The organism is Rhodococcoides sp. S146-33, from assembly GCF_059489205.1.
The window spans coordinates 67,127-93,704 of record NZ_JCAJWY010000009.1 but is presented as its reverse complement, the minus strand read 5'-3'; the positions used below and the strand labels follow the sequence as shown (position 1 = coordinate 93,704).

Below are 26,578 nucleotides of genomic sequence, written 5' to 3'. Positions count from 1 at the left end.
CCAACACCGACCGGAATCAACATCCACCTGTCTCAGACAGGTTGACAACTACCGAGTTGTGCCCGATCGCCTCGCTATTCCGCTCGCACCTGACGAACGCGAGCGCGTTTGCGAACCCGATCAGTCCGCCCACCCCCGCCCACGCCGATCAGTCGGATCGCGTGCCCGTCGAATCCTCACCCACAACCGAATCCGGCTCGTCGTAGGTGACCGTGATGTCCTGGAATCCCTTGTTACGCTGCGCTTCTGCCTGGCCGGTGTAGGAGTTCTTGTCCCCTTCGGTGAGTTCGACGTTGTCGGTGAACGGCGTGAGCAGAGCTCTGGGGTGCAGGTGATCGACTCGCACGGCGTTGATCTCGATACACAGCACGATCAGCACCGACGCGACGTAGAGGAAGCCGAGCAGACCGAGGACGATCGCGAAGATTCCATTGGCCGCGCTGGCATTGCCGACGACGTACCGAATGTAGATTCCGCCGAAGGATTGGAGCGCCTGCCAGATCACGGCGGCGATTGCCGCACCGGGCAGAACCTCGCGAACACTCAGTGGACGTGCGGTTCCGATACGAAACGCTGCGGTGAAGACCACGACGTTGACGATCACCGCACCGATCAGTGCCAACGCGCCGCCCGCGAAGCCGAATACCCCCGAGGACGCGACACCGTTCAGGACCGTCAACCCGATGATTGCCGTGCCGACCGTGCTCAGCAGCACCAACCCGCGCAGGCGTCCCTTGATCGGATCCGGTTGCTCGTTTCGGGGTACCGACCATGCCGTGTTCATCGCGTACTGGGCGGCCAGGGAGACCCCGAGCCCGCCGTACAGCGACCCGACGACACCGATGACGATGGCCGTAGTTCCGCCGCTGAGGCGATCGGGCTGACCGAGTTGATCGCCGATCACGGGAATTTGACTCATCGCCGAATCGAGAATTCGGGCCTGCAGCTCCGGGTCGCCGGCCAGCACGATCCCCAACACCGTGGTGAACAGCAGCAGGAGCGGAAACAGTGAGAGGAACGAGTAGTACGCGATCAGTGCTGCCAGATAGCCGCCTCGGTCGTCGAGAAACTTGTACAGCACCGCCAGCGGGAAACCTGCCGACCGGTGTTTGCGCTGATAACTGTCCACTTTGGCGACCATCATCGGTCGAATGTATCCACAGCCGGCGTCGTGGAAACGTCGACGGTGTGTGTGACCTAGATCTCTTGATGCACACGTGCGCTTCGGAAGGTGGCCCTCGACTAAGTAACCAGTACCAACCCAGGACGAGGAAAGGAACTCACATGAGCTTCATCGACAAGGCCAAGAACGCAGCAGAAGACGCAATCGGCAAGGCCAAGGAAGTTGTGGGTGACGCCACCAACAACAAGGACCTCGAGGCCGAGGGCAAGAAGGACCAGGGTTCGGCCGGCGTGAAGAAGGTCGGCGAGAACATCAAGGACACCTTCAAGTAAGTCTTTCCGCAGAGGGGACCGTCGATCGCACGATCGGCGGTCCCCTCTGGTTTGCACCCGTATAAAGTGCACAGCACCGGCCTCGGCGGCCGGCAGGGCGTCCAGCAGACGGCGCATGTTCGTGGATTTCTCCGGCGAATGACGGCAGAGGTCCCATGCGAGAGGACAGTGTGAATGTCGCAACAGTCGACCGATAGACACCCTGCCAGTACGTCCCAGGCTTCGATGCTGGCCGAGTTCGCGCGGTCTCTTCGCGATACCCGTCGTTCGATGCCAGAGACGATCAGCGAAATTTTGCGTACTGCGATTCGGCTCATCCCGGGCGCAACCGTCGGTTGCGTCACCACCGTGAGCAAGGGTGAGCGAACGGTCGTTGCGTCCACCGATCCTCTTGCCGAGGAGCTGTGTCGACTTCAGTACGAACTCGACCAGGGCCCCATTCCCACCGAGGTCCGTCATTTCGACGTCGTCGTGTCGGACGACCTCACGTCCGAACCACGATGGCCGGAATTCGCTGTCCTTGCCGTCGGCGAGGGTTTCAAGTCGCTGGCCGCGTTCCAGCTTTACAGCAATGCCGATGACCTCGGCGCATTGGTCTTCTACAGCAACCAACCTGGGGCTTTCGACGACGACGCCGTCGAGATCGGTGAGGCACTCGCTGCCCACGCCGCGATCGCCATGCTCAGTGCCCGCGACAACGAGCAGTTTCGAACGGGACTGGCGAGCCGCGACCTGATCGGCCAGGCCAAAGGGATGATCATGGAGCGCTACGATCTCGATGCCGTCCAGGCGTTCGAGTTGCTCGCAAAGCTGTCGCAGCAGCACAATCAGCCCCTGCGCACGGTGGCTCAGGATCTGGTGAACACCGATCACCCCACCAACTCGACCTTCTGACCGCCTCCCAGGTTTCGATTTCCTCGCTCGAGGAAGCCTGTGGGTGGTACCGCAACGAACACGCGGTATCCGCGGGCGGTTATGTCGTTGAGCCAACAGCGATCGACCGCTCGTCGCTATCTCTCCGGTTGGCATCTCGGACACCACCACGTTCGACGCCGATCCGAATCTCCCGGAACCTCGGCAATTACCCGAATGGACGTTCCGCACCGCAGGCATGGCCTGCCTGCCCGTCCGGCGACCCAGTGCGAGCGACCCTTCCGAGTGTCCCCGGTAGTGACCTGCATCGCTCCCGGCATCGTCGCGGAGTGCCGCATCGCCCGCTCGAGCAACACAATCAATTTCTGCGCGTCCACGTCACGCGACGGTGTCCAAGGCCACAGTCCTCGAAGGAAGCACAGTTCGTTCGCCCACAGGTTGCCGGGGCCGGCAACCACTCTCTGATCCAACAGAGTTGCGATGATCGGACGATCCTGTTGGGCAGCCACATTCGCCGCCGCTCTACCGGCGTCGAACGTGGGCTGCAGCGGGTCCGGCCCGAGATGTGCGACCAGTGCATCCATGTCGGCGGTGAATCCGTAGTCGACCACCGGTAACAGAATTCCGTAGGCGGTAGGCCCATCGACCACGGCCAACTGCACGCGAACGTCCGGACGCACACGCTGCGGAATCGACCGCCCGGCCCGCACCACCGTCCACGAACCGCTCATCCGCAGATGTGTGTGCAGTGTGGTGCCGTCCTCGAAATCGGTGAACAGATGCTTCCCGTGGGTTCGATGCGCGACGACGCGTCGGCCGGCCAAATTCTCCACCGCATGTGCCGGCACGTTCAGCCTGCCGACCCGCAACGGCGCGCCGTCCAACGCACGCCGCAGCCTCGCGGCCAGTACGAACACGGTGTCGCCTTCGGGCATGCAGACGGTGTATCCCGTGTGCGCACAGCGCAATCTCTCGAAGCCCCCTAGGGCGCGACCGAGGATCGCAGGATGCCCGGCGGCGTCGGCCGCAACACCGACGCGAGCTCCTCCAGACGCACCGGTGGCTCGACGAGGGATTCCCACGGATATCTGTCCACGGTGTCTCGCAGAAACGCGACCGCCTGGTGGAGGTGTCGTGGCTCGTAGTTGTGGACGCCGGTGACCGTGAGCCACTGACGCACTACGGTTTCGGGGTCCACCGTGATCGATGGACCCGGCGAGACGGAACCGGCAAGCACCAGGCGACCGCCGACGTCGAGTCTCGACAGAGCCGACTGCACAGCGGACGACGCACCGGAGAAGTCGATGGCGACATCCGTCGGTCCACCGTCGTCGCCGTCGGCACCGAAGTCACGCGATCGCCCCTGCCGTTCCGGGTCTCGATCGAGCACGCGGACCGTCGCGCCCCGCTCGGTGGCTGCCGCAGCGGCCGAGATGCCCAGCATTCCTGCACCGACGATCAGGACTCTCTTTCCGTCGAGAGCGCCGGCCGCCTCGAGAGCCGCCATGACCGTGGCCGTCGCACACGCAGCCGGTGCGGCGACTGCGTCGGGCATCGTATCGGGCACGTGCGCCACAGCGGTGCCGCGCGGAAGCACGATGTGTCGGGCATACGAGCCGCTGAGAACCCATGTGCTCCGGGCAGACTCGTGCCCCACCTTGCGCACGTCCGAACATTTGGCCGTGAAACCGGCCGCGCACCGTACGCACCGGCCACAGGGCACGGTGACCGACCACACGATCCGATCCCCCACTGCTGCGCTCGACGTGTCGCCGCCGACGGAGACCACGTGGCCGACGGCCTCGTGTCCGAGTACCGACGGGCACGCACCGGCACGGCGTCCCGACACCGTGTGCAGATCACTCCCGCACACCGTCGCGAGATCGACTCGGACCAGCAGGTCACCGGGCGCGAGGGCAGGAATCTCGATGTCCCGCATCTCGATTCCGCTACCGATCCACACCGCGGCTCGTGTCACACCAACAGTGATCTGATCCACCCGGAGATCCTTTCCACGATGTACACGACGACGAAGATCACCAGAACGATGGCACCGGCAACATCGAAGTTCAGAGTGCGAATGGACTCGAAGAGCAGGAAACCGATACCTCCCGCACCCACGATCCCCAGGATGGTGGAGGTACGGATGTTCACGTCGAGCAGATAGAGACTCAAGCCCACCATCGACGGGACAGCCTGAGGGACAACGGCACTGAGCGTTCTGTTCCACCAACCTCCACCGACCGACGCGACGGCCTCGAGGGGACCGGGATCGATCTCCTCGATGGCGTCGGCGACGAGCTTGCCGAGAAACCCGACCGATCCGATGGCCAGTGCGCAGGTTCCCGCCACCGGACCCAATCCGAGCGCTGCGACGAACACGACCGCGAGGATGAGTTCGGGAACGGCGCGAACCAACAGGATCCAGGATCTCGCCACCCAGTACACCGCGGGATGCGGAGTTGCGTTGCGCGCGGCCAGGACTCCGACGGGTATCGACAGTACGATTCCGATTGCGGTGGCCACGACACCGATGGCGACGGTCTGGACGGCGGCGTCGAGCAGCTCCGATCCCAGCGACGAGAAGTCCGGTGGGACCATTCGTCCGAACACTTCGACCGACGGCCCGATCCACGTCAGCAGCGACCGCGGATCCAATTCGAGGACCACGAAGGACGACACGACCGCGACCACCAGCACGGCCGACGCCCCGATCCGCATCAGTCGATCTCGCTGCGGGCCGGCCGCGGACGGAACAAGCAACATGCGGCGAAGAGCCATGGCCACCAACTCCATTGCCGCGATGATCACCAGGATCACCAACACGATTCCGAGAGCACGCGGGTAGATCAATCCGCGCAGGGCGTCCTGCAGGGCGAAGCCGATACCGCCGGCTCCGACGAATCCGAGAACAACCGACATGCGTAGGTTGATGTCGATCCGATATACGAACGCTCCGATCCATGCCGGAACAACCTGCGGTACAACGGCATTGATCATCTCTCGAAAGTAGCCCGCTCCGGCGGCGCGCAGCGCCTCGCGCGGTCCCCCGTCGCTCTCCTCGATGGCATCGGCGAACAGTTTGCCGAGCATGCCGATCGAGTGCAGCGCGAGGGCGAGGATGCCGGGCAGCACCCCGATCCCCAGCGCCCTGACGAACAGCACCGCGAACAGCAGATCCGGCATCGCCCGACAGAACGTGATGATTGCGCGAGCCACACTGTGCAGCATCGGATGCGGCGAGGTGTTCCGCGCGGCAAGGAAGGCGAGCGGTATCGAGACGATCGCCGCGAGCACAGTACCCAGCACCGCCATGAGCAACGTCTCGACCGCAAGTGAGACGATCCGGCCGGTGTCGTCGACGCGGGGCGGCAGCATCCGTTCGAGGAGATTGCCGACGTCGTCGAGACCGTCGAGCAATGTGGTGGGCGCAAAGTCGATATACCCGGCAGACAGTACCGTGAAAACCAGGGCAGCAACGCTCATCAGCGGAAACAGCCATCGTGGTCGACGCGGATCACTGTGCGCTGCAGTCTTCGTCGGCTGTGGCGACGCCGTGACTGTCATGTCGGTGCCACCGCGGACCTGTTCCCGGGGTCGGGCGCAATTCGCTGATAGATCGGCATGATGTCCTCGCGCTCGAGCCCTGCGGCCGGGCGGTCGAGCACCACCCGTCCGTCTCGTAGACCCACGAGCCGATGTGCCCAACCCAGCGCGAGATCGACCTGATGCAATGTGCACACCACGGTCAGCTTCTCCTCACGGCACACTCTCTGCAACAGGTCCATGACCACCCCTGCATTCTCTGGGTCGAGGGACGCGACCGGTTCGTCCGCGAGCACGATCCGGGGCCGCTGCATCAACGTCCGGGCGATCGCCACCCGTTGCTGCTGTCCACCCGACAGCGTGTCGGCACGGCGTGCGGCGAAGTCCGCCAACCCGACTCGGTCGAGACAGGCCCGAGCCTCCTCTCGCATCGCCTTCGGGTACGTGAGTGTTCCGTACCGGGGAAGGGACAGCCGACCGACGCCACCCACGAGTACGTTCTCGAGGCAGCTCAACCGACCGACGAGATTGAAGTGTTGAAAGATGAACCCGACGTCGCGACGCAACTCGCGCACCCGGCGACGGTTCGCCAGATCGACGCGAATGTCGAGAGCGGTGACGTTGCCCGAGGTGACGGGATGCAGTCCGTTGATGCACCGCAACAGCGTCGACTTGCCGGAACCCGAAAGCCCCAGCAACACCAGCATTTCACTGCGATGAACGTCGAGGTTGACGTCTTGGAGCGCGGTGGTCGGCCCAAACGTCTTGGTGACGTTACGGACGCTGACAACCACGTCCCGCGTGCCCATGGGTGTGGATGTCATCAGCCCGTGCACTTCTCGGAACCGGTGACCTCGCATACGTGGCGCACGCCGTCGTAGTCGCTGTCCTGGGCCGGGACGACGCCCCATGCATCCTCGTCGGTGATGCGGCATTCCTCGGCGCAGATACCGTCGGCGACGAACGCATCCGAGTTCATGCCCTCACTGAATACGTCCTGCAGTTTCGCGATGGCATCGGTACCCAGATCGTTGTTGGCCGCGAAGAGCGATCCGGCGATCGTCTCGGACTTCCAGACGGTCCTCAGCTCGCCGGGTGCGATCTCGCCGTTGTCGATCATCGTTCGGTCGACCATGGTGTCGAACGCGAATCCGGCGTCGCAATCACCCGCTTTCACAGCAAGTACCGATGCATCGTGTCCGCCGGCATAGATCGGGGTCATCGCCGCAGAGATGTCGGCCTCCGAGCCCGATGCGATGACCTTGTCTTCGATCAGCCCCGCTGTGGGGTAAAGGAATCCGGAGGTCGAGCTCGGGTCGACGAAGCAGACCTTCTTGCCTGCGTAATCTGCGAGATCACTGACCGAAGCATTGTCCGACCGGGCGATTCCGTAGGACTGGTACCCGGGCTTGCCACCCTTGTCCTGGATGACGGCACCCAATGGTGTCATCTCGGCCCCGTTGATACCGGCCACGACGTAGGCGAACGGGCCGAAGAATGCGAGGTCGACATTGCCTGCGATCAAGCCCTCGACCACACCGGCGTAGTCGGAGGCCTGGATGAACTCGACCGTGGCTCCGGTCTCCTTCTCCAGCCGCTCGATGACCGGGTCGTAGCTGGCCTTCAGATCGGTCGAGTTCTCGGCGGGAATGGCGGCGAGCGTGATGGTTTCGGGAAATCCTTGTTCGGTCGTGGCTCCGTCGGATGAACTGGAGCAACCGGCTGCCACGAGGGCAGTAGCGGACAGCAATGCCGCAGCGGTTACGGCACGACGGCGAGAGGTGATGATCATGGCGTGGGTTCCGTTCGGTGGAGTGTGAGCGTTCAGGGCAGAACGATGTGGGGGAGCTCGGCAACGCTGTCGAGCACGTGAGTGGCACCGGCTTCGCGGAGTAGGTCCGCAGAGTGAGCACCGGTGAGCACACCGACGAGTACGGATGCGCCTGCCCGCCGACCGGACAGGATGTCGCTCGAGGTGTCACCGACCACCGCGACGGCAGCGATATCACTGACCTCGGAGCGCAACGCAGCCGAGAGGACGAGGTCCGGGTGTGGTCGGCCGCGACCAGCATCGCCGGGTGCGAGGAAGGCGTCGGGCAGATCCTGCCAGCCGAGCGTGTCGATGATGCGCTGCTGCGTCGTAGCCGAGAATCCGGTTGTCAGGACGACGCTGATACCGGATTCGCGCAGCGCCGTGATGGCCTGGGCCGCACCCGGGATGGGCGCGATGCCGTCGTCGATGCGGGCGTCGTAGGCAGACTCGAATTCCCGGTTGGCGGCCTGGGCACGCTCCTCGGATCCGAACAATGCCCGGAACACCTCGATCTTGGACTGCCCCATGGTGTCGAGTACGTAGCGTCGCGCGTCATCGCGTTCGGGCCCGTCGTTCGCAAGTCCGACGGCCGTCGCCGCGGCGTCGAATGCATCCAGTACGAGTCCGTCGTCGGTGACGGTGGTTCCGGCCATGTCGAGGACGACAAGTTCGATGTCGCGAGTGTTCGGGTCGGTGGTGTTCGGCATGAGGTAGAGACTGCCGTTTGGTATAGACCATTGCGTGGAACTTCGATGAACGAATCGTGAACGTCGCGCAACAATTAGGTCTAGACCAATTGATGCTATGGTCGGCTCATGGTTGTGGACACCGAACCCCGGGTGCTCAAGCACCAGATCGTGCGAAGAAGCCTCGACGCGATGCTCGACGGCATGGCCGCCGGCGACGCGTTTCCGTCCGAGCGCGATCTCGCCGATCGATACGACGTCTCCCGCGAGACATTGCGCCAAGCCATCCGAGAGCTGTTGGTGGCGGGTCGAATAGAACGTCGTGGGCGAGCCACGGTGGTTGCCGAGCCCAAGGTCGTACTGCCGCTCGCCATCGGTTCGTACACCGAGGCCGCGCGCGAGAAGGGTATGAGTGCTACTCGAATTCTGGTGGGTTGGGATACCTTCCGGGCCGACGACGCCCTGGCGGAGCTACTCGGAATCGACATCGGTGCAGATGTGGTGCAACTCGAGCGCGTCTTCACCACCGGCGACGTCCGAGTAGGCCTGGAAACGACCCGTATACCTGCGCACCGGATTCCGGGACTGACGGAGAGCTTCGATCACCGAGCCTCGCTCTATGCCGAATTGCGCACGCGCGGAATAATCTTCGGCCGCGTAGTCGACACCATCGAAACTGTCCTACCCGACGCCCGAGAGGCTGCGCTCCTCACCGTCGACACCCGAACGCCGATGTTCCTGCTCGGCCGCGTCTCCTACGACACCGACGGGATTCCCATCGAGCACCGACGTTCGCTCTATCGCGGTGACCGGATGACATTCACCGCAGTCATGGACGCCTGATATGACCACAGAATACGACGTCGTGATCGTCGGGGCCGGGATAGTCGGCCTCGCTCACGCGTACCACGCCCACCGACGCGGCCTGACCGTCGCAGTGGTGGACCATGCAGACCAGGTCGCGGGCGCGTCGGTCCAGAACTTCGGACACGCCTGCATCACAGCGCAATCCGGGGACGCACTCGAGTACGCCAGGTTCGGTCGCAGTCACTGGCTCGAGCTGGCCCACACTGCCGGCTTCTGGGCTGCCGAGTCCGGCACGCACTGCGTGGCTCGGCACGAGGACGAATTCGCGGTGCTCGAGCAATTCGCCGAACTGCGCGGCCCCGACCACGCACGGTTGATGGACCGCCGCGAGGTGCTCGACCGGCTGCCGATCGCCGACACCGATGTGATGGGCGGCCTCTACATGCCGACCGACATTCAGGTCGACCCGCGTGCCGCCGCACCGGCCATCGCGCGCTGGCTCGACGCCTCCGGGGTGGACTTCCACTGGCGCACCGCCGCAACGTCGTTCACTCCAGGAATCGTCCACACCTCACGCGGCGACCTGTACGCAGGCACCACCTTCGTCACCGTCAATCACGACATCGATCGACTCTTCCCCGAGTACGCGGAACGCGGCGGTCTGGTGCGATGCCGACTGCACATGATGCGCGCGTCCCTGCCACTGCGCGCGCCACTACCCTCGCCGTTGTTCACCGGTTGGTCGCTGCTCCGGTACTCGGGCTTCGAGAACCTTCCCGCCGTCGCAGATGTCGCCGCTCGCCTGCAGGCCGAACACCCCGACTACGTCGAACTCGATCTGCACCAGATGTACACCCCGCAGCCGGACGGGTCGATTCTGTTGGGTGACACGCATGTTCGCGAGATCACCACGTCTCCCTTCCAGAGCGAGGAGGGATTCGAGGTTCTTCTCACCGAAGCCAAGTCGCTGTTCGGAGTCGACCACATCGACGTCACCGAACGGTGGCAGGGCACGTACTGCTCAGCCCCGGGTTCGGAGTTCCTGCTCGAAGACCCCATCGATGGCGTGCACATCGTCACCGTCACCACCGGAATCGGCATGACGACCAGCATGGGCCTAGCGCTGGCCAGCGTCGACAACGCTTTGATGCGGGTGTAGCGAACCTGGTTGTGACGCTAGCCCGAGGTGCGACAGGTGAGCTCTATTCCACTTCGCTTTCATGTTGGGATGCAGTTGAATTGGCGGCCCTGGTCCGCGTTCGACGGATCGAACCGAGCGCGACGTCGACCGCCAGGAACGCCACCAGACTCAGACCGAGCAGCGGGACGAACCAGCCGACCCCGACTGCGACCACCGTCAGTGCGACCGCCGCGATCGGCGAGATGCGACGAATACCGCCGCGCAGAGGCGGCCGGCCCATGTTGAGACCGGTTACCTTGGTGGGGCGGCGTTTCCACCACATCATGTAGCCGCGGACGATGACCGATGCCAGTGCGATCGCAAGAGCAAGCAGGGCAAGCTGATTGGCCACGCCGAACAGCGTCCCCATGTGCAATTGAATTCCCCAGGCCGACAGCTTGGCCGCGAGCGGCCAGTCCGAGAAGTACTGAGTGTCGATCACTGTGCCGGTACTGCCGTCGATCGAGATGGAGTTGTTCGACATCACCCAGGGCTGACGGGTTTCGGCGACGACGAACGCCACGTCGTCCGATGCCGGGATCGACGCCTCCAGTGCTCCGTCGACGCCGTTGACTTTCGCGATATCGAGGACCGAATCGATGCGGCCAACATTGCTGTCGACCGTCGATACATCAGCGGACATGTCCATCGAATGCCCACCGTGACCGGAGTGATCGGTCGTCGCCGCGTCGGACGATCCGATGGTTGTGGTGACGGCGGGTGTGGTCCAGCTCAGGGCCGACCGCAGCTCGGTGACGTTCTCACCCGCGTAGGTGGACCACGTAAGTCCGGTGGCGGACAGGAAGATCAGACCGACGGCTATCCAGATCCCGGCTACGCCATGCCAGTTCAAGGACCTGTTGCGGCCCTTCGACTTACGATCGAAGGTGAACAGTGTCGCCCTGCCTTGGTTGCGCCGATAACGCTCGAACCACAGGTAGAGACCGCCGAGCGCGATCACCCACAACCACGAGGCCGCAAGTTCGCTGTAGAGGCGGCCCGGCTCCCCCAAGTGCAGATGGCGGTGCAGTTCGGAGATCCAGGTGCGCACCGGCAATGCGCTGGACGAGCCGTAGACGGGGAGTTCACCCACGGACGTCGCAGTCGAGGGGTCGACGAAGACTGCCAGTCGCTTCGATTCCCCGAGGCCGGGGTCGGTGAACATCACTCGGGTGGTGTCGCCGGGGTCGGCGGCGGGGCGCACTGCGGCGACGGTGAGGTCGGGTTGTTCTGCCTGCGCCGCTCGGATCTGATCGGCCACCGGAACGGCCGGGCCGGTGGGGTCGACGTGCAGATAGTCCCGATACATCAGTTGTTCGATGGTCGGTGCGACGGCGTACAGCCCGCCGCTGATGGTTGCGATCAAAATGAACGGTGCGATGAGAATGCCCGCGTAGAAGTGCAGACGCAGGATGAGCGGACGCCAGCTGCGAGGGCTGGGCGGACGGGTGGGCGGGGAAGGATCGGCGACGCGTTCCAGTTCCGGTGTGGACACGAGGACTCGTTTCTCGGGAAAGATTGTGGGCGCGCGGATATGCGCGAGGTGGCATCGCACGACGGATCGAGCCGCGTCATGGCAGCGCGAATCACCAGGGGTGCAATGTGAAGGACGACAACAGCCCGCTACCCGACGCCTGACGATCAGGTCGAGTGAGACGGAGGGCTGAGCTCAGGCAGTGCGCGCCGGTGGTCCGCGGTTCCCGCGGCCCGAGAGGTCGAGCAGATGCGTCGATGCCGGGATTCGGTACACCGGGAGCGGCGGCGCGATGCGGTTTTCGTCGACGACGAGCGCCGTCAGTAGCGGCAATGCCCTGCGAAGTGAAGTGATTGCACGACGGATTCCGTGCTCGGCTCCGCGAATGGCGAGTGCGCCGACCAGGACGGCAACGGCGTGCGCTGCGAGCATCTGCTGCGTGAGCATCGAACCGTGATGGTGACCGTCCACGGCGGTGAGCAGCAGGTGTCCCAGCGCTTGAGCCGTGGCCAGAACGACCAGTAGCTGCAAGCGGGGTGCCACCACATTCGGTGCCGCCGATGTCGCGTACCCGACCGCCGCACACACGAGCACCAGCAGCACGACCGCAGCGTCGGACGGGAACATCCCGCCGCCGAACGTGTGCGCGGTCGTTGTGACCAGCGCGGACAGAGTGCCGACGGAGGCACCGCGCAGGGGCGCGAATCCATCCGTGGCAGACATGAACGGGATCCTACTATCGACTACGCCGCGTAGTAGTCATCAGTTTCTCGGTACGCCCGGCCGACCGAAGCATCAGGTCACCAGATGCCTGATCAACCACTGAACCGTCGCCTCACGAACTGCGTCGGCGTGATCGGTGAACAGCTCGAAATGCGATTCTGGATAGGACACGTACTCGACGCTCTCGACGTCGGCGAGCGCCTTACGCACTCGTTCGGGCGGAGTGATGGTGTCGGATTCGGCCAGGACCGCCAGAACCGGTACGGCAAGACGGGCCGCAGCCTTACGCGTCGACCACCGCAACATCGCCGGCAACGAGGCAACGGTCACTTCGTTGCGATAATTCTCTGCGCCGCGCGCCATGCCTTCTGCCCACTCGTACGCTCCGTCCGAGTTCATCGCCGCGACCTCACCCGGCCGCCCCGCAGCGGGAATGGTCAGACCTGGCCTGCGGAACAGCCGCCGAAGTGCGTCTCTCGCGATGACTGGCGCGAGTTCCAGATTGCCCGTGGGACTGAGGCGAATGAAGGGGATGATCGCGGCTACCGCCTTCACCCGTGTGTCCGCGGCGGCCACAGCAATAGCGTGCCCTCCGGACATGCTGGTTCCCCACACCCCGATTCGTTCGGAATCGATGCGCGGGTCGTCGATCAGCACATCGAGCGCAGCGTGGAAGGTACGCAGTTGCTGGGGCAGATCGATGTGCTGACGCACGACCCCGGCGCTCGCCCCGAACCCGGGGTAGTCGAACGCGAGCGTTGCAACCCCGCCTGCAGCGAGATCGTCGCTGTAGTCAGGAATCAGCATTTCCTTGACTCCGGCAAATCCCGGGGCGGTGAACACCGCCGGCCACGGCTCGACGCTCTCACCCGCGGGCAGGGTCAACACGGCGGACACCTCGGTGCCGTCCACCTGGAACGTCATTTGCTCATGAATCATCGCGCACCCCTCGATCGTTGTCCCCCGGCCGACCTCGGCGGCACCTCTACCTGCATCGAACCCACAGCGTGTGGACGGTACTCGATCGCGAGGAGAGTGCGGTCCGTTTCGGCAGAACGACGACCACGATCTCGTATCCAATCAATCGGTATGTTTGCGAGTGGTTATCCTGATCTTCGGTACTCGAAATTTTCAGTACTTCCGCGCTGATGGAAAGTGGAGACGCACAGTGGAGAGCTCGGACGAGGCCCAGGCGCGGGTGTTTGCCGACATGCTGGAGACGGAGATCGGTACCGCCTCCACTCGCGTCGAGGAATCCGAGGAATGGGCGCGCAAAGCGTCCCGGGTCGGAGATTCCCGCAGCCAGGCCTGGCACAGCGAGGAAGCCCGCACACTGAGGCGGACGCTGTACGAGTTGCATCGCCAGCTCGACGCTTTACGCACCCGGTTCCCCGGAATGACGACACACACGTACAGCTAGCGTCAGGCTTTACCGACGACGGCGACGATCAACGTCGTCAATTCTCCGGTCGCCTCCTCGGGGGCGAGCACACCCGATACAGCCGCATGCGACAACGCGTCCGCGGCACCGAAGACAGCGGTGAGTGACGACGCCGAGACACCGTCCGCAGCAAACGGCTCCAGAAGCGTTCGACAGCGCTCGGAGTACGCCCGCTCCGATGCACGCTTCACCTGCTCCAATTCGGGAGAACCCTCCAGTGCAGCAAGCACACCCGTCAACTCGCGCCCCTGAGCGAGAGCGCAACCGACGTACGAGTTCGCAATAGCCCGTGCCCGTCCGTCCAAGGAAGCGGGTGCAGCATCGAGGCTCTCCTCCAGCATGGCCGTCTGCCGATCGTCGAATTCGGTGAACAACGCGGCCAATAGTTCGGCCCGTGAGCCGAAGTGGCTGTACACCACAGGTTTTGCGACGCCGGCGTGTTCCGCGAGTCGCCCGAGAGTCAAGGCGTCCGCCCCCTCCGCTCGCACGAGGGCCCACGAGACCTCGACCAGTTGGTCGTACCTGTCCGATCTGGACAATCTCATTCGAGCCATCGCGGACCTCCTTGCGCTATATACGAATAGTAACCTACTCTTGGTACATAGCTACTCGCCTCAACGAAGGAACAGCCATGAACGCACTCGTCGTACTCTCCCACTCCGATCCCGACTCACTTACTCACCACGTCGCCACATCCGTCTCGGACGCGATTCGCACCGCGGGCGGCACCGTCGAGACAGCCGACCTCGCTACGGAGAACTTCGATCCCCGATTTTCCACCGCCGACCTGAATCTGTTCCGCGGCAACGGTACCGCGCCGGCGGACGTCGTCGCCGAACAGGAGCGAATCGATCGCGCAGACCATCTTGTTCTCGCATTCCCGATGTACTGGTGGTCCATGCCCGCCCTACTCAAAGGCTGGATCGATCGCGTCTTCGTCGGCGGGTGGGCATTCGACTACAACCCGGGAGTGGGGATCGTCAAGAAGCTCGACCGACTCACCGTTCACCTGGTAGCAGTCGCGGCCGAGGACTCCGACAGCTTCGAGCGGCACGGCGTGCACGAGGCGTTCCGGACGCAGATCGAGCGCGGCATCGTCGAATACTGCGGGGCGACAGTCGGATCGACGACATTTGTGCACGGTTCCGATACCCGGTCACGCGCAGACCTCCTTGCCGAGATAGCCGAGATCGGCGTTGCCGTCGCTGCGCGCGTACTGGCCGACACGAACACACCTGCGGCGGTGTAGCACTCAGGTCAGTCGCGCTGCCACCGCAGCGAGGTCGGCCACGGACCCATCGGCGATCGTGCGGACGTGTTCGGTGATCGAGTCGATGGGCCAGTTCCACCAGGCGATGTCCAGGAGCGTCCGGGTCTCGTCCGCGGTGAACCGCTCTCGCAGCACACGGGCGGGGTTACCACCCACGACGGCGTAGTCCGGGACATCCTTGGTGACAACACTTTCGGTAGAGATCACGGCCCCGTTCCCGATTCGCACTCCCGGCATGACGGTGACGTTGCCGCCGATCCAGACATCGTTGCCCACCACAGTGTTCCCCCTCGACGGTAGATCGGACACCAAATCCGAGTGCTCGGCCCAGGCACCACCCATGATAGGGAAGGGATACGTCGACACACCGTTCATCCGATGGTTCGCCCCGTTCATGATGAACGTGACTCCGGTGGCCAAGGCGCAGAACTTTCCGATCACCAACCGATCGGGCCCGTAGTGGTGCAGTACGTTTCGGGTCGCGAACTCCTCGGCGAACTCCGGATCGTCGTAGTACGTGTATTCGCCGATGTCGATGAGTGGACTGGACACCAGAGGCTTCAACAACACCACTCTCGGCTGCCCGGGAATGTGGTGCAGATTCGATGCGTCAGGAGCGGTCATGCTCCGACACTAGTCAGGAATCTGTCAGTCAGGCCGGCGTCAACCGGAAGATCGGGAACCGTCGCCCCTCTGCAGTCTCGACGTATTTTGCGAAGCCCTCGGACGCGTTCACGAATTTTTGCCAGTTCGCGTCCCACTCGTCCTCGGGTATTTCCGACACGGTCACCGGAATGGTCCTGACGGCACCGTCTCCGGGAATCTCGACGTCGATGGCGGGGTGGGCACGCAGGTTGTGGACCCACGCAGGATGTTTCGGCGAACCGGCTGCCGACCCGACAATCAGCCAACTATCGCCCTCGGGAATTGCCATGAGCGGGTTCAACCGAATCTCACCGCTCTTGGCACCGATGGAGTGCAGAACGACGAGCGCATCACCGAAGCCCGCCGTCGATACGTGCCCGCCGTTGCTGCGGAACTCGTCGATGATCATCTCGTTGAAGTCGGCCATGAATCGAGTATGACGCGCAGCACTTCGTTTCGGACCTGATCGCAGTGCACGATTTCCGTCGACGCGATCCAAAGGTTAGCCTGTGCTCACCCGTACCTCACGTACGGTGCGCCGTCGGGCAATCCCCGGCGGCTCGTTGCTGTCTTGGACCGAAGGAAACCTTCAGTGCTGAACGTTCGTCGCCGCGCAGGCACCCTCGCCGTCGCTGCCGCCCTGGCCGGATCGCTCGCCGCCTGCGGGGCCTCCGAGGAGGTTCCCGACGCGGTCGCCGATACCACTGCCGGCGGGACGTCCTACCCACTGACGATCGAGAACTGCGGAGAGTCGGTGACCTTCGAGTCGGCACCGCAACGGGTGGTATCGCTCGACCAGAACTCCACCGAAATTCTTCTCTCACTCGGCCTGCAGGATCGGCTGGTGGGCACCGCGTCGTGGACGGACCCGGTCCGGGAGAACCTCGCCGATGCGAACGCTTCGGTTCCGAGACTCGCCGACAACGCGCCTACGTACGAAGTGGTGCTGGACACCGAACCAGATTTCGTCACCGCGTCCTTCGGACGGCATTTCGAGCAGGGCGGGGTGGCAGAACGCTCGCGCTTCGGTGAGACCGGTGCCGCGACCTACCTGTCCCCCACCGACTGCGACGCCGGTCGCAGCGTCAACGGGGGCAACACCCGCACGACGCCCCTGACCATGGATTCGCTGTACCAGGAGATCACCGAACTGGCAGCCGTCTTCGATGTGAACGAGCGCGGAGCCGAGTTCGTCGACGAACTGAAGAACCGCATGGCCGACGCCACCGCGCAGACAGCGAAGGCCGATGTGTCCGTTGCCTTCTGGTTCGCAGACACCAAGAGCCCCTACATTGCCGGCGGACGGGGATCGGCAGATCTACTCGCACGCACGGTCGGGATGTCCAACGTATTCGCCGACACCGACGACGACTGGCCCGCCGTCGGATGGGAGACCATGGTGGACCGTGATCCGACCGTCCTCGTTCTGGGCGACCTGGCGCGCAATCGCTTCCCCGGTGACCTACTCGCCGACAAGATCGCGTTCCTCGAATCCGACCCCGTCACCAACACCATGGAGGCCGTCCGCGACAAGCGCTACATCTCCTTGCACGGAGCCGAGATGAACCCGTCCATCCGGGCAGTCGACGGTGTCGAGAAGGTGTCGGCCGGACTGCGCGATCTGGGGCTGTCGTCCTGATCACCACCGCCGCCCGCCGCCCTGCAGTCGATCGCTCGCCTGCCTCCCGTCATCTGTGGCGGTGGGTGCTGGCGGCGGTAGCTGGAATCGCACTGTGCGTGGCCTCGGTACTCGTCGCCATCACCTTGGGGCCGGCGAACATTTCGTTGGTCAACGTTCGAGATGTGGTGCTGAACCATCTCGGAATCACCGATGTGCCGGTGAAGGTCTCGAAGAATGCGATCATCTGGGAGGAGCGGCTTCCCCGGGCGCTCGTCGCGGCAGCCAGTGGCGTCGGCCTCGGAGTCTGCGGAGTGATCATGCAGTCACTACTGCGCAATCCGCTGGCGGACCCGTTCGTGCTCGGCGTCTCGTCCGGTGCCTCGACGGGGGCCGTTGTGGTCGGCGTTCTCGGCGTGGGTGGGGCCGCCCTCGGCCTGTCCGGTGGTGCGTTCATCGGCGCACTCGTCGCGTTCGGCCTGGTCCTGTTCCTCGCCCGCATGTCCGGTAGCGGAAACGACCGCGTCATCCTCGCCGGCGTCGCAACCACTCAATTGTTCTCGGCCCTCACATCTTTCGTGATCTTTGCGTTCGCGGACTCCGACGAGACCCGCGGCGTGATGTTCTGGCTCCTCGGATCGTTCGAGGGAGTGCGATGGAACGACGTCGTGCTGTGTGTGACTGTGGCCGGCATCGGCGCGGTGGTGTGCTGCTACTACGCCTTTGTGCTCGACGCGTTCGCGTTCGGTAACTCCGTCGCGTCCTCGCTCGGTTTCGATGTGAAAAAAGTGCGCCTGGCACTGCTCGTCGGTACCGCCCTGATCACCGCGACGTTGGTCAGCGTCGCCGGTGCGATCGGCTTCGTCGGGCTCATCCTGCCGCACGCCGCGCGACTAATTGTGGGCCCCAACCACAGTCGACTGGTGCCGGCCACCGCGATCATCGGTGCCATCTTCATGGTGTGGGTCGACGCCGTCTCCCGAGTCGCGTTTGCTCCTACCCCACTTCCGGTCGGCGTCGGAACCGCATTGGTCGGCGTGCCCGCCTTCATCGCGATCATGGCTCGCCGGAGGGGGATCCGATGACACTGCACGCGTCCAACGTGTCGTGGAAGCGCGGCGGAGTCCTCGTGGTCGACGGGGTGACCGTGCATCCCGGGCCCGGCCGAATGGTGGGACTGTTGGGCCCCAATGGTTCCGGCAAATCCTCATTGCTGCATCTGATGGCCGGGGCAGCAACACCTACGTCGGGTGTCGTCGAGCTCGACGGTACGGAGCTCGGTGCGCTCAAACGCAAACACATTGCCCGCGCCGTTGCGGTGGTCGGTCAACATGCCCACACGGACATCGACGTGACGGTTCGTGACGTCGTGCGTCTCGGCCGAATTCCGCACCGCGGCGCGTTCGGTGGAAGCGACCTGGACGACGACGCAGTGGACGACGCCCTGGCGCAGACCGGGCTCGGCGACAAGGCAGATCGTTTGTGGCGCACCTTGTCCGGTGGTGAGCAGCAGCGGACGCACATCGCCCGGGCCCTCGCGCAGCAGCCCCGCGAAATGTTGCTGGACGAACCCACCAACCACCTCGACATCCATCACCAGCTCGAGCTGTTGGCGCTCGTCGCGCGCCTCCCGATCACGAGCATCGTCGCGCTCCACGACCTGAACCTGGCCGCGATGTTCTGCGACGAGGTGCTGGTCCTCAAAGATGGGAAGGTCGTCGCAGGCGGTACACCTGCGGCTGTGCTGACCGAGGACTTGATCGCCGAGGTCTACGAGGTGCGAGCGCGGGTGTCGGTCGACGACGACACCGGACGCGTGTACATCCGATTCGATGCGGCGGCGCAACCCGAGGTCGTTCGTCGCTAACCTTGAACTATGAGTGGATCCTCGAACGACCCCGCAGTCGCGACCACGAACCTGCCTGCATTCGGGTTCGAGACCACGTTGGTCGACGATGTTCCCGGTGTGACGGTGCCGTGGCAGGGCACCCACGCACCGGATCCGCGGGTGCTCATCCTCAACGACGACCTGGCTCGGTCGCTTTCACTCGACCCAGAGTCGCTGCGCACTCCGGACGGTGCCGGTGTGCTGTCCGGATCGACTCCGTCGGCCGAGGCTGCCTCGGTGGCGATGGCGTATGCCGGTCACCAATTCGGGAACTTCGTACCGTTGTTGGGTGACGGCCGCGCACTTCTGCTCGGCGAGCTTCACGACGATCGGGGCCATCGAGTAGATCTGCATCTCAAAGGGTCCGGCGCTACACCGTTCTCGCGTGGCGGTGACGGGCGCGCGGTAGTAGGAGCGATGCTGCGCGAATATCTGATCAGCGAGGCAATGCATGCGCTGAACATTCCCACCACGCGCTCACTTGCCGTCGTGACGACCGGCGAGCGGGTACTGCGAGAAGGAGGTCCGCAACCCGGGGCAGTACTTGCCCGGGTCGCGTCCAGCCATCTGCGGGTGGGCACCTTCGAGTTCGCTGCCCGGCGTGAGGGGCTCGCGCAGCCGCTCGCGGATTACGCGATCGCCCGCCACTACCCTGCCTTCGTCGATCTTCCTTCCGAGGACCGCTACCTCGCCTTCTTCGAAGCCGTCGTCGAGGCTCAGGCATCCCTTGTTGCTCAGTGGATGTCGGTCGGATTCGTTCACGGTGTCATGAACACAGACAACACGACGATTTCCGGCGAGACCATCGACTACGGGCCGTGCGCGTTTCTCGACGCCTACGATCCTGCAACGGTATTCAGCTCCATCGACCACGGCGGACGCTACGCCTACGGAAATCAACCCGCGGTGCTCGGGTGGAATCTGGCCCGATTCGGTGAAACACTGCTCCCACTGGTGAATTCGACGCCGGACACTGCCATCACCGCTCTCACTGCGGTCCTCGATACGTTCGGGGATCGATACCGACAGCACTACTCTGCCGCGATGGCCCGCAAGCTCGGACTGGCAGACGATGGGATGGACGCGGCACTCGTCGACGATCTTCATCGACTGCTCACCGAACACCGTACCGATTGGACCCTGGCCTTCCGGGCGCTCGCCGACAACCTGCGGGGACACTCGGCTCCGTTCGACTCCCTCGTTCCACCGGACGCGTCCGCGAACTGGCTCGAGCGTTGGCGCACAACGGTTTCGGCGCGGGAACAGAATTTGTCATCTGTCGCCGACGGCATGGATCGCGTCAACCCGGTTCACATACCCCGCAACCACTTGGTCGACGCTGCCTTGACTGCCGCGACCGAGGGTGATCTGGAACCTTTCGAGCGTTTGCTCGAGGTCGTCATGTCACCGTTCGTTCGCCGGGACGACCGTCCTGACTACGCTCTGCCTGCGCCCGAGAACTTCAGCGCGGGTTTTCAGACTTTCTGCGGTACCTGACGATGTGAAGGACAGCTCGATCAGGCAGGCGCAGCGAAGAATTCGAGCGCAATGTTGTCCGGATCTCGAAACGAGATTCCAGAACCGTAGTGGGCGTTCTTGATTCCGCTGTGCGCGATGTCGAGTCGGTCGAGCGTGGACACCCAGTCCGCCAGCTCGTCCTGGGTGCACGAGAAGGCGATGTGGTCCACACCTGTGCTCTTCTCGTCGAAGGCACCAGACCTCTGGGCCGCACCGTGTGTATGCAGCCCGAAGAGCATGCCGCCGTCGAGCGCGAACACGGTGTGGTGATAGTCGCCGGATTCTTCGTCTTCATCGAGAACGGGCGAGGCGTCGAACAGTCGTGAGTACCACTCGGTGCTGGCAGCAAGATCGGATACGGTCACGGCCACGTGGGAGAGACCGGGGAATTGCGGCATGCGCTGGTCCTTTCGTCGTCACCGTCCACGTTAGGCATCAACGTCTGCGTGCTACCGACGATCAGGGGAATACTGCCCATTCGGCGGGGGGTCGGCCCGACCATCCCTGCTGGCTCATCACTGCGGGGGCTCCATGAACTCGATCGTCTCTCCATGTGGACCCACCGCGTACATCACGCGGGTGCCCACCTTTGCCCCGCCGGCAATAGGTTGAGGAGTTCCCTGCGCCGTCCACCCGAAGTCCGCGATTCGCGTCAGGACCGCGTCGATGTTGTCGACCTCGAAGGCAAGATGGGCGAAACCCGGATCGTGGGGTCGAGACGATCCCTGCTCTCCCTGGACGTTGCGATATTCCAGCAGTTCGATCGTCTGACCCGCAACGGATACCACCGCCATCCGGACTGCAGCCCCGTGCGCTCCGGTGACCTCTCCGAGAAACTCTCCACCCATCTCACCGGTGCGTTCGAGGACCGCGCCGAGACCATCGATCCAGAACCGAAGGGCGTCGTCGAGGGAACCGACGGAGAAGCCGACGTGGTCGGAGCGACGGATTCTGAACGACATGCCAGGAGCCTACGCCTGGCATGTTCACGAGTTGCGCTTCTGTTCGGCCCTGATCAGGCCGCCGCCGACGATCAACCGCTGAATCTCGCTCGTGCCCTCGTACAACCGCAGCAGTCGTACGTCCCGGTAGATACGCTCGACCGGCACCTCACGCATGTATCCGGCACCGCCGTGGATCTGGACGGCGAGATCGGCGACCTTGCCCACCATCTCGGTACAGAACAGCTTCACCGCCGACGGTGCGATCCGCCGATCGGTCTCCTGCACCCACGCCCGCGCGGCCTCACGCACCATTGCCCGGCCCGCCATGACACCGACCTGCTGATCGGCGATCATCGCCTGCACCAGCTGAAAGTTTCCGATCGGCTCACCGCCCTGAGTGGATGCCGCAGCGTGGGAGACCGACTCGTCCAAGGCACGCTGCGCCTGACCGACAGCCAGCGCCGCGATATGCACCCGCCCACGCGCCAGCGACGTCATCGCCGCCTTGTACCCGAGATCACCGTTGCCGCCGACCAGTGCGTCGGCGGCAACCCGCACGTCGGTGAAGTTCACATCGGCTGTGCCGGAGCCCTGCTGACCCATCTTCGCGTCCTTGACACCCACCTCGATCCCCTCGGTGTCGGCAGGAACCAGGAATACCGCAATACCGTTGCCGCTCTCCGGTTTCGGATCCAGCTTGGCGAAGACGACGAACATGTTCGCGATCGGCGCATTGGTGATGTATCGCTTGCTGCCGTTGATGACCCACCCGGCACCATCCACCTTCGCCGTCGTCCTCAGACCCGCCGGATTGGACCCAGCCCCGTCCTCGGTCAGCGCGAAAGAGGCGACGATATCGCCGGATGCCATGCCCGGCAACCACTTCGCCTTCTGCTCCTCGGTACCGAAGCCGACGAGCACCTGCCCAGCGATCCCGTTGTTGGTGCCGAACATCGACCGCAGCGACAACGAGGTGTAGCCGAGTTCCATCGCGAACTCGACGTCCTGGATCAGGTTCAGACCCAGCCCGCCCCACTCCTGTGGGATCGCGTAGCCGAACAGTCCCATCTCGGCGGCCTGCTTCCGCAGATCGTCGGGAATCTCATCGGTGTTCATGATCTCAAGTTCGCGCGGTACGACACGCGACCGCACGAAGTGGGAGATCTGCTTCAACACGTCCGCGAAGACGTCATCCGGTACATCGGGGTTCAGCGTGTCCATTGAACAACTATCGGGTACGCCGTGCTCCCCGTCTACTACCCGACATACCGTGTGCTCGCTGCCGTGCGGCCGTTCCGCACAGATCACTGCGCGGCCCGGACGCAGACAAGCTTTCCGGGCCGCACGGTGTGAGTATTTTGGTCAGGTCGCGTCCGGATCCAACGCATCCTTGATCTTGCCCACGACACCCTTCTCCGTGCCGAACGCGGCCGAGTCCGGGTCCCCCTTCGCTCCGTCGTACGTGGCATACAGCTTCGGGTCGGGTGCGGGAGCAGATGCTTTGCCTCCCAGCGGTTGTGGGTCTTCGAGAAAGCCCATCTGCCGCTTGCCGTCAGGAGCCAGCCGGTTGGCCCAGCCGCCGGTTGACGAGAGGTCGCCGTCCGACAGGTGCCACAGATCGGTGGCGTGCTCCGATGCCTCCTCGTCGAGAAGCGCACTCGGGGCGACGACGTCCTCCAGACCATCCGCTTGCAGTTCTTCGATCGCCGCCAACCATAGGTTCTGATGGTGAGTATCGCGCGCCAGATTGAACTGCAGCATTGCCTTGACGCCCGGGTCGTCGGTCATGTTGTACAACCGAGCAGTCTGCAGCCGACCCTGCGCCTCGGCGGCGACATTGGCTCGAAAATCGGCAAGCAGATTGCCGCTGGCGACGATGTAGCGGCCGTTCCAGGGGTAGCCGTTGGAATCGGCGGGTAATGCGCCGCCGCCGGACACGATCGCCTGTTGCGGATCCATTCCGCCCATGACTGCCGCGACGACCGGATCGGCAGCGGCATTCTTGGTCGACTCGGTGGCCGGAGCGCCCTCGAGCAGGCGGGCGACCATGGTGGCGAGCATTTCGACATGGCCCATCTCTTCGGTGGCGATGTCCATGATGAGGTCTTTGTATTTTCCTTCCATGCGACAGTTCCAACCTTGGAACAGATATTGCATGGTCACCGTCATCTCGCCGTATGCACCGCCGATGAGTTCCTGAAGTTTGTGCGCATACACCGGGTCCGGCTTTTCCGGCTCGGCATCGAATTGCAAATAGTCGGTATGACGAAACATGTAGTCTCCACTTCGGTTCGTGAATCCAGCCAGTGACTACATCCGGCTACCCGACCGATTTCGCGGCAAACAGTGGTGTCGAAAGAGTTTGAATTCGTAATATCCTGCACAGCAGCACTTTCGGCCGACGACCTGGTTACAGGTAGGTTCCGTGCAGGGCATCCACTGCCGCAGTTCGCATGGTCGATCGCCCAACACGATGCTCGGCGCACTCCACGTGCACATATTTGCTCAACGCTCGGAAGTCGCCATCATCGATCGTGGTCGGCGGCCGGACAGTCAGACGAAAACCTCTGTACGACAAGCGACGTGCCGCCTCCACGATGAGGTCGACGGCCGTACTGCCGATCTCGGACACGTCTGTGAGATCGACGATCAACGGCCGATCGGCGGCGGCAATCGCCACCAGACAGTCCGCCAGCAGTCGGGCATTCGTGGGAACTGTGAGTGCACCCCGCACCGAAATTTCCATCGGGCCTGCGTCCGGACCATCGACGGACAGTGAGAAAGAAGCAGCCTGGGATGTCATCGACACCCACCTCCACAAGGCAGAGACCGAGGCTCGCGAAGACGCTACGGCCGGTTCCGCGGGCGTCGTCTCCACCCAATCACTGTGCACGATACCTCGACTCGTCCCTGAAGGCGACTACTCGGCATCCAAGAGCGGACCCGAGGATGCTCCGGTCTCCGGAGGACCACAGTTTCAGGTTCTGTATATTGAGCCCGTTCGGTCGAGTCGGGGCCGGTGATTCACGAGAGCCTGCCTGCGTGTGACGCGGCGGCCCGACCGAAGCGAGCCAACCAGTGAGTGACCTCTCCAACAGAGACGGTATCGGTGCAACTCCCACACCCGATTCCTCTCGCGCGCCGTTTGCGCGGCTCGAGCTCTACACGCAGGCGCTGCGGCGCATCAAGCGCAAGATCCTCAGCGGAGCCGACATCGACGTCGTACTGCAGTCGGTGTGCTCGGAGGTCACGGCGGTGGTTCCCGGTGCAGACATGGTCGGAATAACCGTGCTCGACGCGTCCGGACGAGCGAGCACCGTTGCCTCCACCGACCCCGCCGTGCACTACATCGACTCCGATCAGTACCGAACAGGCGAGGGCCCTTGCCTCGAGGCGGCCGTGGCCGGCCGAATGGTTCGTGCGCGGGCCGATGAAGCCCGAGCTCGATGGCCTCGTTTTGCTGCTGCAGCGGCCGATCTCGGAGTGGACAGCTACCTTTCGGTGCCGCTCGCACTCGACGACCAGCGCTTCGGTTCACTGAACATCTACGGTGCCGCGGTCGCCGGCTTCGATCACGTCGACGAGGTCTCGGTTGCCCTGTTCGCCACGTCGATCGAAACAGCGGTTGCCATCGCGCAGCGCGCCCACGCGGCCGAGCAGGAGATCGACGGACTTCGGACCGCGATGAGGACGAGATCGGACATCGACCAGGCCAAAGGAATAATCATGGCCATGCGTGGCATTTCTGCCGACGACGCGTTCGCCCTGCTTTCGGAGCAGTCTCAGAACAGAAACGTCAAAGTCAGCGAGATCGCTGCATCGATGATCGAATCCATTGCCGAACAGACAATTTCCCCGTCCTCGAGCCATCGACGCGTCGAACGAAACGACCGGCAACCGACCGGGACTGAAACACCAACTGACAAAAGCGGACCCATCGACCCGAATGGATGACCGAAAGAGGTCGAGGGTCACCGGACACGCCGCCTATTCCATCGTCCGCCAGTCACCACGCGCAGGTACCGGGCGCTAGTTTACTTGGTTGGTGAAGTTCGGCGATCACCTTTGTGTGACAGCGAAGTTGGCTGGCCATGTCGGTCGGAGTGTGGTTATGATCGCATCAGCGCGGTGTAGCCCTTGCCCGTAGTCGACCTCCGTAGCTCCCCAATTCGTTCCTGCATGGCCCGTGTGTTCGTCCGGCCCATGCATGACGCTCGAGGCACGTCCGTCGACGTCCATGTCACCAGGTAAGGACGGTCATTCGCCATGCACGACAATCACCTGCTGGGACTCGAGGTCACCACAGAACGGAACGGGGAGGCAATCGTGCTGTACGTTCACGGCGAGGTGGACCTTGCGACTTCGTCCGAACTTGCGCACCACATCGAATGTGCTGTCACCGAATCGCCGGCCGCCGTGGTCGTCGATCTTTCGGCGGTGTCGTTTCTCGCATCGGTCGGGATGAGCGTTCTCGTCTCTGCCCGTAGGAGAGCCTGTTGTTCGACATCATTGGTGGTGGTGGCATCAGGGCCGGCAACAACTCGTCCGATGCACCTGGTGGGACTCGACGCTGCAGTCCCCATTTTCACGGACGTACAGTCCGCGCTGGAGGCGGTGCATTCAGTGGCCGGCTCCGAGCCGACCTGCCCGGAGTGCGACGCAGACGATCCACCGGAAACCGCGTATTCGGCCTGACG

Annotated in this window: 30 protein-coding genes; 12 read left to right on the top strand and 18 right to left on the bottom strand. The window is 63.7% G+C overall.

The genetic code is table 11. From position 1 onward, the window contains the following. Positions 1-148 precede the first annotated feature (148 nt). The gene (locus tag AC5WEY_RS24410; protein ID WP_495647889.1) at positions 149-1,144 is read right to left on the bottom strand and encodes a YihY/virulence factor BrkB family protein; all 996 of its coding nucleotides are present in this window, start codon (positions 1,142-1,144) and stop codon (positions 149-151) included. A gap of 140 nt (positions 1,145-1,284) precedes the next feature. On the opposite strand from AC5WEY_RS24410, the gene AC5WEY_RS24405 reads away from it, so the two are divergent. Together AC5WEY_RS24405 and AC5WEY_RS24400 are read left to right on the top strand one after the other, a co-directional pair. After that, the gene (locus AC5WEY_RS24405) at positions 1,285-1,455 is read left to right on the top strand and encodes a CsbD family protein (RefSeq protein WP_027495724.1); all 171 of its coding nucleotides are present in this window, start codon (positions 1,285-1,287) and stop codon (positions 1,453-1,455) included. Between the two features lie 270 nt (positions 1,456-1,725). After that, positions 1,726-2,349, top strand: a complete 624-nt coding sequence (locus AC5WEY_RS24400; protein ID WP_495647888.1) for a GAF and ANTAR domain-containing protein — start codon at positions 1,726-1,728, stop codon at positions 2,347-2,349. Between the two features lie 116 nt (positions 2,350-2,465). On the opposite strand, the gene AC5WEY_RS24395 is transcribed toward AC5WEY_RS24400, so the two are convergent. The 6 genes from AC5WEY_RS24395 to AC5WEY_RS24370 form a co-directional block, all read right to left on the bottom strand. Then, a complete protein-coding gene (locus tag AC5WEY_RS24395) occupies positions 2,466-3,263 on the bottom strand; it encodes a DNA-formamidopyrimidine glycosylase family protein (protein WP_495647887.1) in 798 nt (265 codons plus the stop codon). 47 nt (positions 3,264-3,310) lie between these two features. Further along, on the bottom strand, positions 3,311-4,327 hold the full coding sequence (locus AC5WEY_RS24390) for a zinc-binding dehydrogenase (RefSeq protein ID WP_495647886.1): 1,017 nt from the start codon (positions 4,325-4,327) through the stop codon (positions 3,311-3,313). Further along, positions 4,303-5,814 (bottom strand): phosphonate ABC transporter, permease protein PhnE, encoded by a 1,512-nt coding sequence (gene phnE / locus AC5WEY_RS24385; RefSeq protein ID WP_495647892.1) that lies wholly within the window; start codon positions 5,812-5,814, stop codon positions 4,303-4,305. The genes AC5WEY_RS24390 and phnE overlap by 25 nt, the downstream gene beginning before the upstream one ends. Before the next feature lie 77 nt (positions 5,815-5,891). Then, positions 5,892-6,698 (bottom strand): phosphonate ABC transporter ATP-binding protein, encoded by an 807-nt coding sequence (phnC, locus tag AC5WEY_RS24380; RefSeq protein ID WP_495647885.1) that lies wholly within the window; start codon positions 6,696-6,698, stop codon positions 5,892-5,894. After that, positions 6,698-7,666 (bottom strand): phosphate/phosphite/phosphonate ABC transporter substrate-binding protein, encoded by a 969-nt coding sequence (locus tag AC5WEY_RS24375; protein WP_495647884.1) that lies wholly within the window; start codon positions 7,664-7,666, stop codon positions 6,698-6,700. The genes phnC and AC5WEY_RS24375 overlap by 1 nt, the downstream gene beginning before the upstream one ends. Before the next feature lie 32 nt (positions 7,667-7,698). Further along, entirely contained in the window at positions 7,699-8,394 is a 696-nt protein-coding gene (locus AC5WEY_RS24370) for a phosphonatase-like hydrolase (protein WP_495647883.1), read from the bottom strand. 108 nt (positions 8,395-8,502) lie between these two features. Between AC5WEY_RS24370 and AC5WEY_RS24365 the strand changes: the two genes are divergently transcribed. Further along, positions 8,503-9,216, top strand: a complete 714-nt coding sequence (locus AC5WEY_RS24365) for a GntR family transcriptional regulator (RefSeq protein WP_495647882.1) — start codon at positions 8,503-8,505, stop codon at positions 9,214-9,216. Between the two features lies 1 nt (position 9,217). Beyond that, positions 9,218-10,339: a TIGR03364 family FAD-dependent oxidoreductase gene (locus AC5WEY_RS24360; RefSeq protein WP_495647881.1), complete on the top strand. Its 1,122-nt coding sequence runs from the start codon at positions 9,218-9,220 to the stop codon at positions 10,337-10,339. Positions 10,340-10,382: 43 nt separating this feature from the next. On the opposite strand, the gene AC5WEY_RS24355 is transcribed toward AC5WEY_RS24360, so the two are convergent. The 3 genes from AC5WEY_RS24355 to AC5WEY_RS24345 form a co-directional block, all read right to left on the bottom strand. Then, complete coding sequence (locus AC5WEY_RS24355; protein WP_495647880.1) at positions 10,383-11,855, bottom strand: PepSY-associated TM helix domain-containing protein; 1,473 nt, start codon at positions 11,853-11,855, stop codon at positions 10,383-10,385. 174 nt (positions 11,856-12,029) lie between these two features. Then, positions 12,030-12,557 carry a hypothetical protein gene (locus AC5WEY_RS24350; protein WP_057478849.1) on the bottom strand — a complete coding sequence of 176 codons (528 nt, stop codon included), beginning with the start codon at positions 12,555-12,557 and terminating at the stop codon, positions 12,030-12,032. A 72-nt stretch (positions 12,558-12,629) separates the two neighbouring features. Next, positions 12,630-13,496, bottom strand: a complete 867-nt coding sequence (locus tag AC5WEY_RS24345) for an alpha/beta hydrolase (RefSeq protein WP_495647879.1) — start codon at positions 13,494-13,496, stop codon at positions 12,630-12,632. A gap of 229 nt (positions 13,497-13,725) precedes the next feature. Between AC5WEY_RS24345 and AC5WEY_RS24340 the strand changes: the two genes are divergently transcribed. Continuing rightward, positions 13,726-13,977, top strand: a complete 252-nt coding sequence (locus AC5WEY_RS24340) for a hypothetical protein (RefSeq protein ID WP_495647878.1) — start codon at positions 13,726-13,728, stop codon at positions 13,975-13,977. 2 nt (positions 13,978-13,979) lie between these two features. On the opposite strand, the gene AC5WEY_RS24335 is transcribed toward AC5WEY_RS24340, so the two are convergent. Then, positions 13,980-14,552 carry a TetR/AcrR family transcriptional regulator gene (locus AC5WEY_RS24335; protein ID WP_495647877.1) on the bottom strand — a complete coding sequence of 191 codons (573 nt, stop codon included), beginning with the start codon at positions 14,550-14,552 and terminating at the stop codon, positions 13,980-13,982. Positions 14,553-14,629: 77 nt separating this feature from the next. Between AC5WEY_RS24335 and AC5WEY_RS24330 the strand changes: the two genes are divergently transcribed. Beyond that, entirely contained in the window at positions 14,630-15,247 is a 618-nt protein-coding gene (locus AC5WEY_RS24330) for an NAD(P)H-dependent oxidoreductase (RefSeq protein ID WP_495647876.1), read from the top strand. Between the two features lie 3 nt (positions 15,248-15,250). Here AC5WEY_RS24330 and AC5WEY_RS24325 read toward each other — a convergent pair whose 3' ends face one another. After that, on the bottom strand, positions 15,251-15,892 hold the full coding sequence (locus AC5WEY_RS24325) for a CatB-related O-acetyltransferase (protein ID WP_495647875.1): 642 nt from the start codon (positions 15,890-15,892) through the stop codon (positions 15,251-15,253). Between the two features lie 28 nt (positions 15,893-15,920). Next, positions 15,921-16,340, bottom strand: coding sequence for a nitroreductase/quinone reductase family protein (locus AC5WEY_RS24320; RefSeq protein WP_495647874.1), 420 nt, complete (start codon positions 16,338-16,340; stop codon positions 15,921-15,923). Between the two features lie 165 nt (positions 16,341-16,505). On the opposite strand from AC5WEY_RS24320, the gene AC5WEY_RS24315 reads away from it, so the two are divergent. The 4 genes from AC5WEY_RS24315 to AC5WEY_RS24300 all read left to right on the top strand — a co-directional run bounded on the left by AC5WEY_RS24315 (position 16,506) and on the right by AC5WEY_RS24300 (position 20,916). After that, positions 16,506-17,552, top strand: coding sequence for an ABC transporter substrate-binding protein (locus tag AC5WEY_RS24315; RefSeq protein WP_495647873.1), 1,047 nt, complete (start codon positions 16,506-16,508; stop codon positions 17,550-17,552). A 92-nt stretch (positions 17,553-17,644) separates the two neighbouring features. Next, the gene (locus tag AC5WEY_RS24310; protein WP_495647891.1) at positions 17,645-18,616 is read left to right on the top strand and encodes a FecCD family ABC transporter permease; all 972 of its coding nucleotides are present in this window, start codon (positions 17,645-17,647) and stop codon (positions 18,614-18,616) included. Continuing rightward, positions 18,613-19,398 carry an ABC transporter ATP-binding protein gene (locus tag AC5WEY_RS24305; protein WP_495647872.1) on the top strand — a complete coding sequence of 262 codons (786 nt, stop codon included), beginning with the start codon at positions 18,613-18,615 and terminating at the stop codon, positions 19,396-19,398. The genes AC5WEY_RS24310 and AC5WEY_RS24305 overlap by 4 nt, the downstream gene beginning before the upstream one ends. Positions 19,399-19,407: 9 nt before the next feature. Next, positions 19,408-20,916, top strand: a complete 1,509-nt coding sequence (locus AC5WEY_RS24300; RefSeq protein ID WP_495647871.1) for a protein adenylyltransferase SelO — start codon at positions 19,408-19,410, stop codon at positions 20,914-20,916. A gap of 20 nt (positions 20,917-20,936) precedes the next feature. Here AC5WEY_RS24300 and AC5WEY_RS24295 read toward each other — a convergent pair whose 3' ends face one another. From AC5WEY_RS24295 to AC5WEY_RS24275, 5 genes are all read right to left on the bottom strand, one after another. Further along, entirely contained in the window at positions 20,937-21,335 is a 399-nt protein-coding gene (locus AC5WEY_RS24295) for a VOC family protein (protein ID WP_495647870.1), read from the bottom strand. A gap of 117 nt (positions 21,336-21,452) precedes the next feature. Next, positions 21,453-21,899, bottom strand: coding sequence for a VOC family protein (locus AC5WEY_RS24290; RefSeq protein WP_495647869.1), 447 nt, complete (start codon positions 21,897-21,899; stop codon positions 21,453-21,455). Between the two features lie 24 nt (positions 21,900-21,923). Further along, on the bottom strand, positions 21,924-23,102 hold the full coding sequence (locus tag AC5WEY_RS24285) for an acyl-CoA dehydrogenase family protein (RefSeq protein WP_495647868.1): 1,179 nt from the start codon (positions 23,100-23,102) through the stop codon (positions 21,924-21,926). A gap of 141 nt (positions 23,103-23,243) precedes the next feature. Further along, positions 23,244-24,155, bottom strand: coding sequence for a manganese catalase (locus AC5WEY_RS24280; RefSeq protein ID WP_495647867.1), 912 nt, complete (start codon positions 24,153-24,155; stop codon positions 23,244-23,246). A gap of 136 nt (positions 24,156-24,291) precedes the next feature. Continuing rightward, complete coding sequence (locus AC5WEY_RS24275; RefSeq protein ID WP_495647866.1) at positions 24,292-24,684, bottom strand: STAS domain-containing protein; 393 nt, start codon at positions 24,682-24,684, stop codon at positions 24,292-24,294. A gap of 275 nt (positions 24,685-24,959) precedes the next feature. Here AC5WEY_RS24275 and AC5WEY_RS24270 point away from each other — a divergent pair, with 275 nt between their 5' ends. Continuing rightward, the gene (locus AC5WEY_RS24270) at positions 24,960-25,835 is read left to right on the top strand and encodes an ANTAR domain-containing protein (protein ID WP_495647865.1); all 876 of its coding nucleotides are present in this window, start codon (positions 24,960-24,962) and stop codon (positions 25,833-25,835) included. 312 nt (positions 25,836-26,147) lie between these two features. Then, positions 26,148-26,576: an STAS domain-containing protein gene (locus tag AC5WEY_RS24265; RefSeq protein WP_495647864.1), complete on the top strand. Its 429-nt coding sequence runs from the start codon at positions 26,148-26,150 to the stop codon at positions 26,574-26,576. Positions 26,577-26,578: the final 2 nt, after the last annotated feature.

Excerpts from the sequence above, each read along its gene's own strand:
- AC5WEY_RS24410 (WP_495647889.1), bottom strand. The coding sequence starts at position 1,144 with ATGATGGTCGCCAAAGTGGACAGTTATCAGCGCAAACACCGGTCGGCA.
- AC5WEY_RS24405 (WP_027495724.1), top strand. The coding sequence starts at position 1,285 with ATGAGCTTCATCGACAAGGCCAAGAACGCAGCAGAAGACGCAATCGGC.
- AC5WEY_RS24400 (WP_495647888.1), top strand. The coding sequence starts at position 1,726 with ATGCCAGAGACGATCAGCGAAATTTTGCGTACTGCGATTCGGCTCATC.
- AC5WEY_RS24395 (WP_495647887.1), bottom strand. The coding sequence starts at position 3,263 with ATGCCCGAAGGCGACACCGTGTTCGTACTGGCCGCGAGGCTGCGGCGT.
- phnE (WP_495647892.1), bottom strand. The coding sequence starts at position 5,814 with ATGAGCGTTGCTGCCCTGGTTTTCACGGTACTGTCTGCCGGGTATATC.
- phnC (WP_495647885.1), bottom strand. The coding sequence starts at position 6,698 with ATGACATCCACACCCATGGGCACGCGGGACGTGGTTGTCAGCGTCCGT.
- AC5WEY_RS24375 (WP_495647884.1), bottom strand. The coding sequence starts at position 7,666 with ATGATCATCACCTCTCGCCGTCGTGCCGTAACCGCTGCGGCATTGCTG.
- AC5WEY_RS24370 (WP_495647883.1), bottom strand. The coding sequence starts at position 8,394 with ATGCCGAACACCACCGACCCGAACACTCGCGACATCGAACTTGTCGTC.
- AC5WEY_RS24365 (WP_495647882.1), top strand. The coding sequence starts at position 8,503 with ATGGTTGTGGACACCGAACCCCGGGTGCTCAAGCACCAGATCGTGCGA.
- AC5WEY_RS24360 (WP_495647881.1), top strand. The coding sequence starts at position 9,218 with ATGACCACAGAATACGACGTCGTGATCGTCGGGGCCGGGATAGTCGGC.
- AC5WEY_RS24350 (WP_057478849.1), bottom strand. The coding sequence starts at position 12,557 with ATGTCTGCCACGGATGGATTCGCGCCCCTGCGCGGTGCCTCCGTCGGC.
- AC5WEY_RS24345 (WP_495647879.1), bottom strand. The coding sequence starts at position 13,496 with ATGATTCATGAGCAAATGACGTTCCAGGTGGACGGCACCGAGGTGTCC.
- AC5WEY_RS24335 (WP_495647877.1), bottom strand. The coding sequence starts at position 14,552 with ATGGCTCGAATGAGATTGTCCAGATCGGACAGGTACGACCAACTGGTC.
- AC5WEY_RS24330 (WP_495647876.1), top strand. The coding sequence starts at position 14,630 with ATGAACGCACTCGTCGTACTCTCCCACTCCGATCCCGACTCACTTACT.
- AC5WEY_RS24325 (WP_495647875.1), bottom strand. The coding sequence starts at position 15,892 with ATGACCGCTCCTGACGCATCGAATCTGCACCACATTCCCGGGCAGCCG.
- AC5WEY_RS24320 (WP_495647874.1), bottom strand. The coding sequence starts at position 16,340 with ATGGCCGACTTCAACGAGATGATCATCGACGAGTTCCGCAGCAACGGC.
- AC5WEY_RS24305 (WP_495647872.1), top strand. The coding sequence starts at position 18,613 with ATGACACTGCACGCGTCCAACGTGTCGTGGAAGCGCGGCGGAGTCCTC.
- AC5WEY_RS24300 (WP_495647871.1), top strand. The coding sequence starts at position 19,408 with ATGAGTGGATCCTCGAACGACCCCGCAGTCGCGACCACGAACCTGCCT.
- AC5WEY_RS24295 (WP_495647870.1), bottom strand. The coding sequence starts at position 21,335 with ATGCCGCAATTCCCCGGTCTCTCCCACGTGGCCGTGACCGTATCCGAT.
- AC5WEY_RS24290 (WP_495647869.1), bottom strand. The coding sequence starts at position 21,899 with ATGTCGTTCAGAATCCGTCGCTCCGACCACGTCGGCTTCTCCGTCGGT.
- AC5WEY_RS24285 (WP_495647868.1), bottom strand. The coding sequence starts at position 23,102 with ATGGACACGCTGAACCCCGATGTACCGGATGACGTCTTCGCGGACGTG.
- AC5WEY_RS24280 (WP_495647867.1), bottom strand. The coding sequence starts at position 24,155 with ATGTTTCGTCATACCGACTATTTGCAATTCGATGCCGAGCCGGAAAAG.
- AC5WEY_RS24275 (WP_495647866.1), bottom strand. The coding sequence starts at position 24,684 with ATGACATCCCAGGCTGCTTCTTTCTCACTGTCCGTCGATGGTCCGGAC.
- AC5WEY_RS24265 (WP_495647864.1), top strand. The coding sequence starts at position 26,148 with ATGCACGACAATCACCTGCTGGGACTCGAGGTCACCACAGAACGGAAC.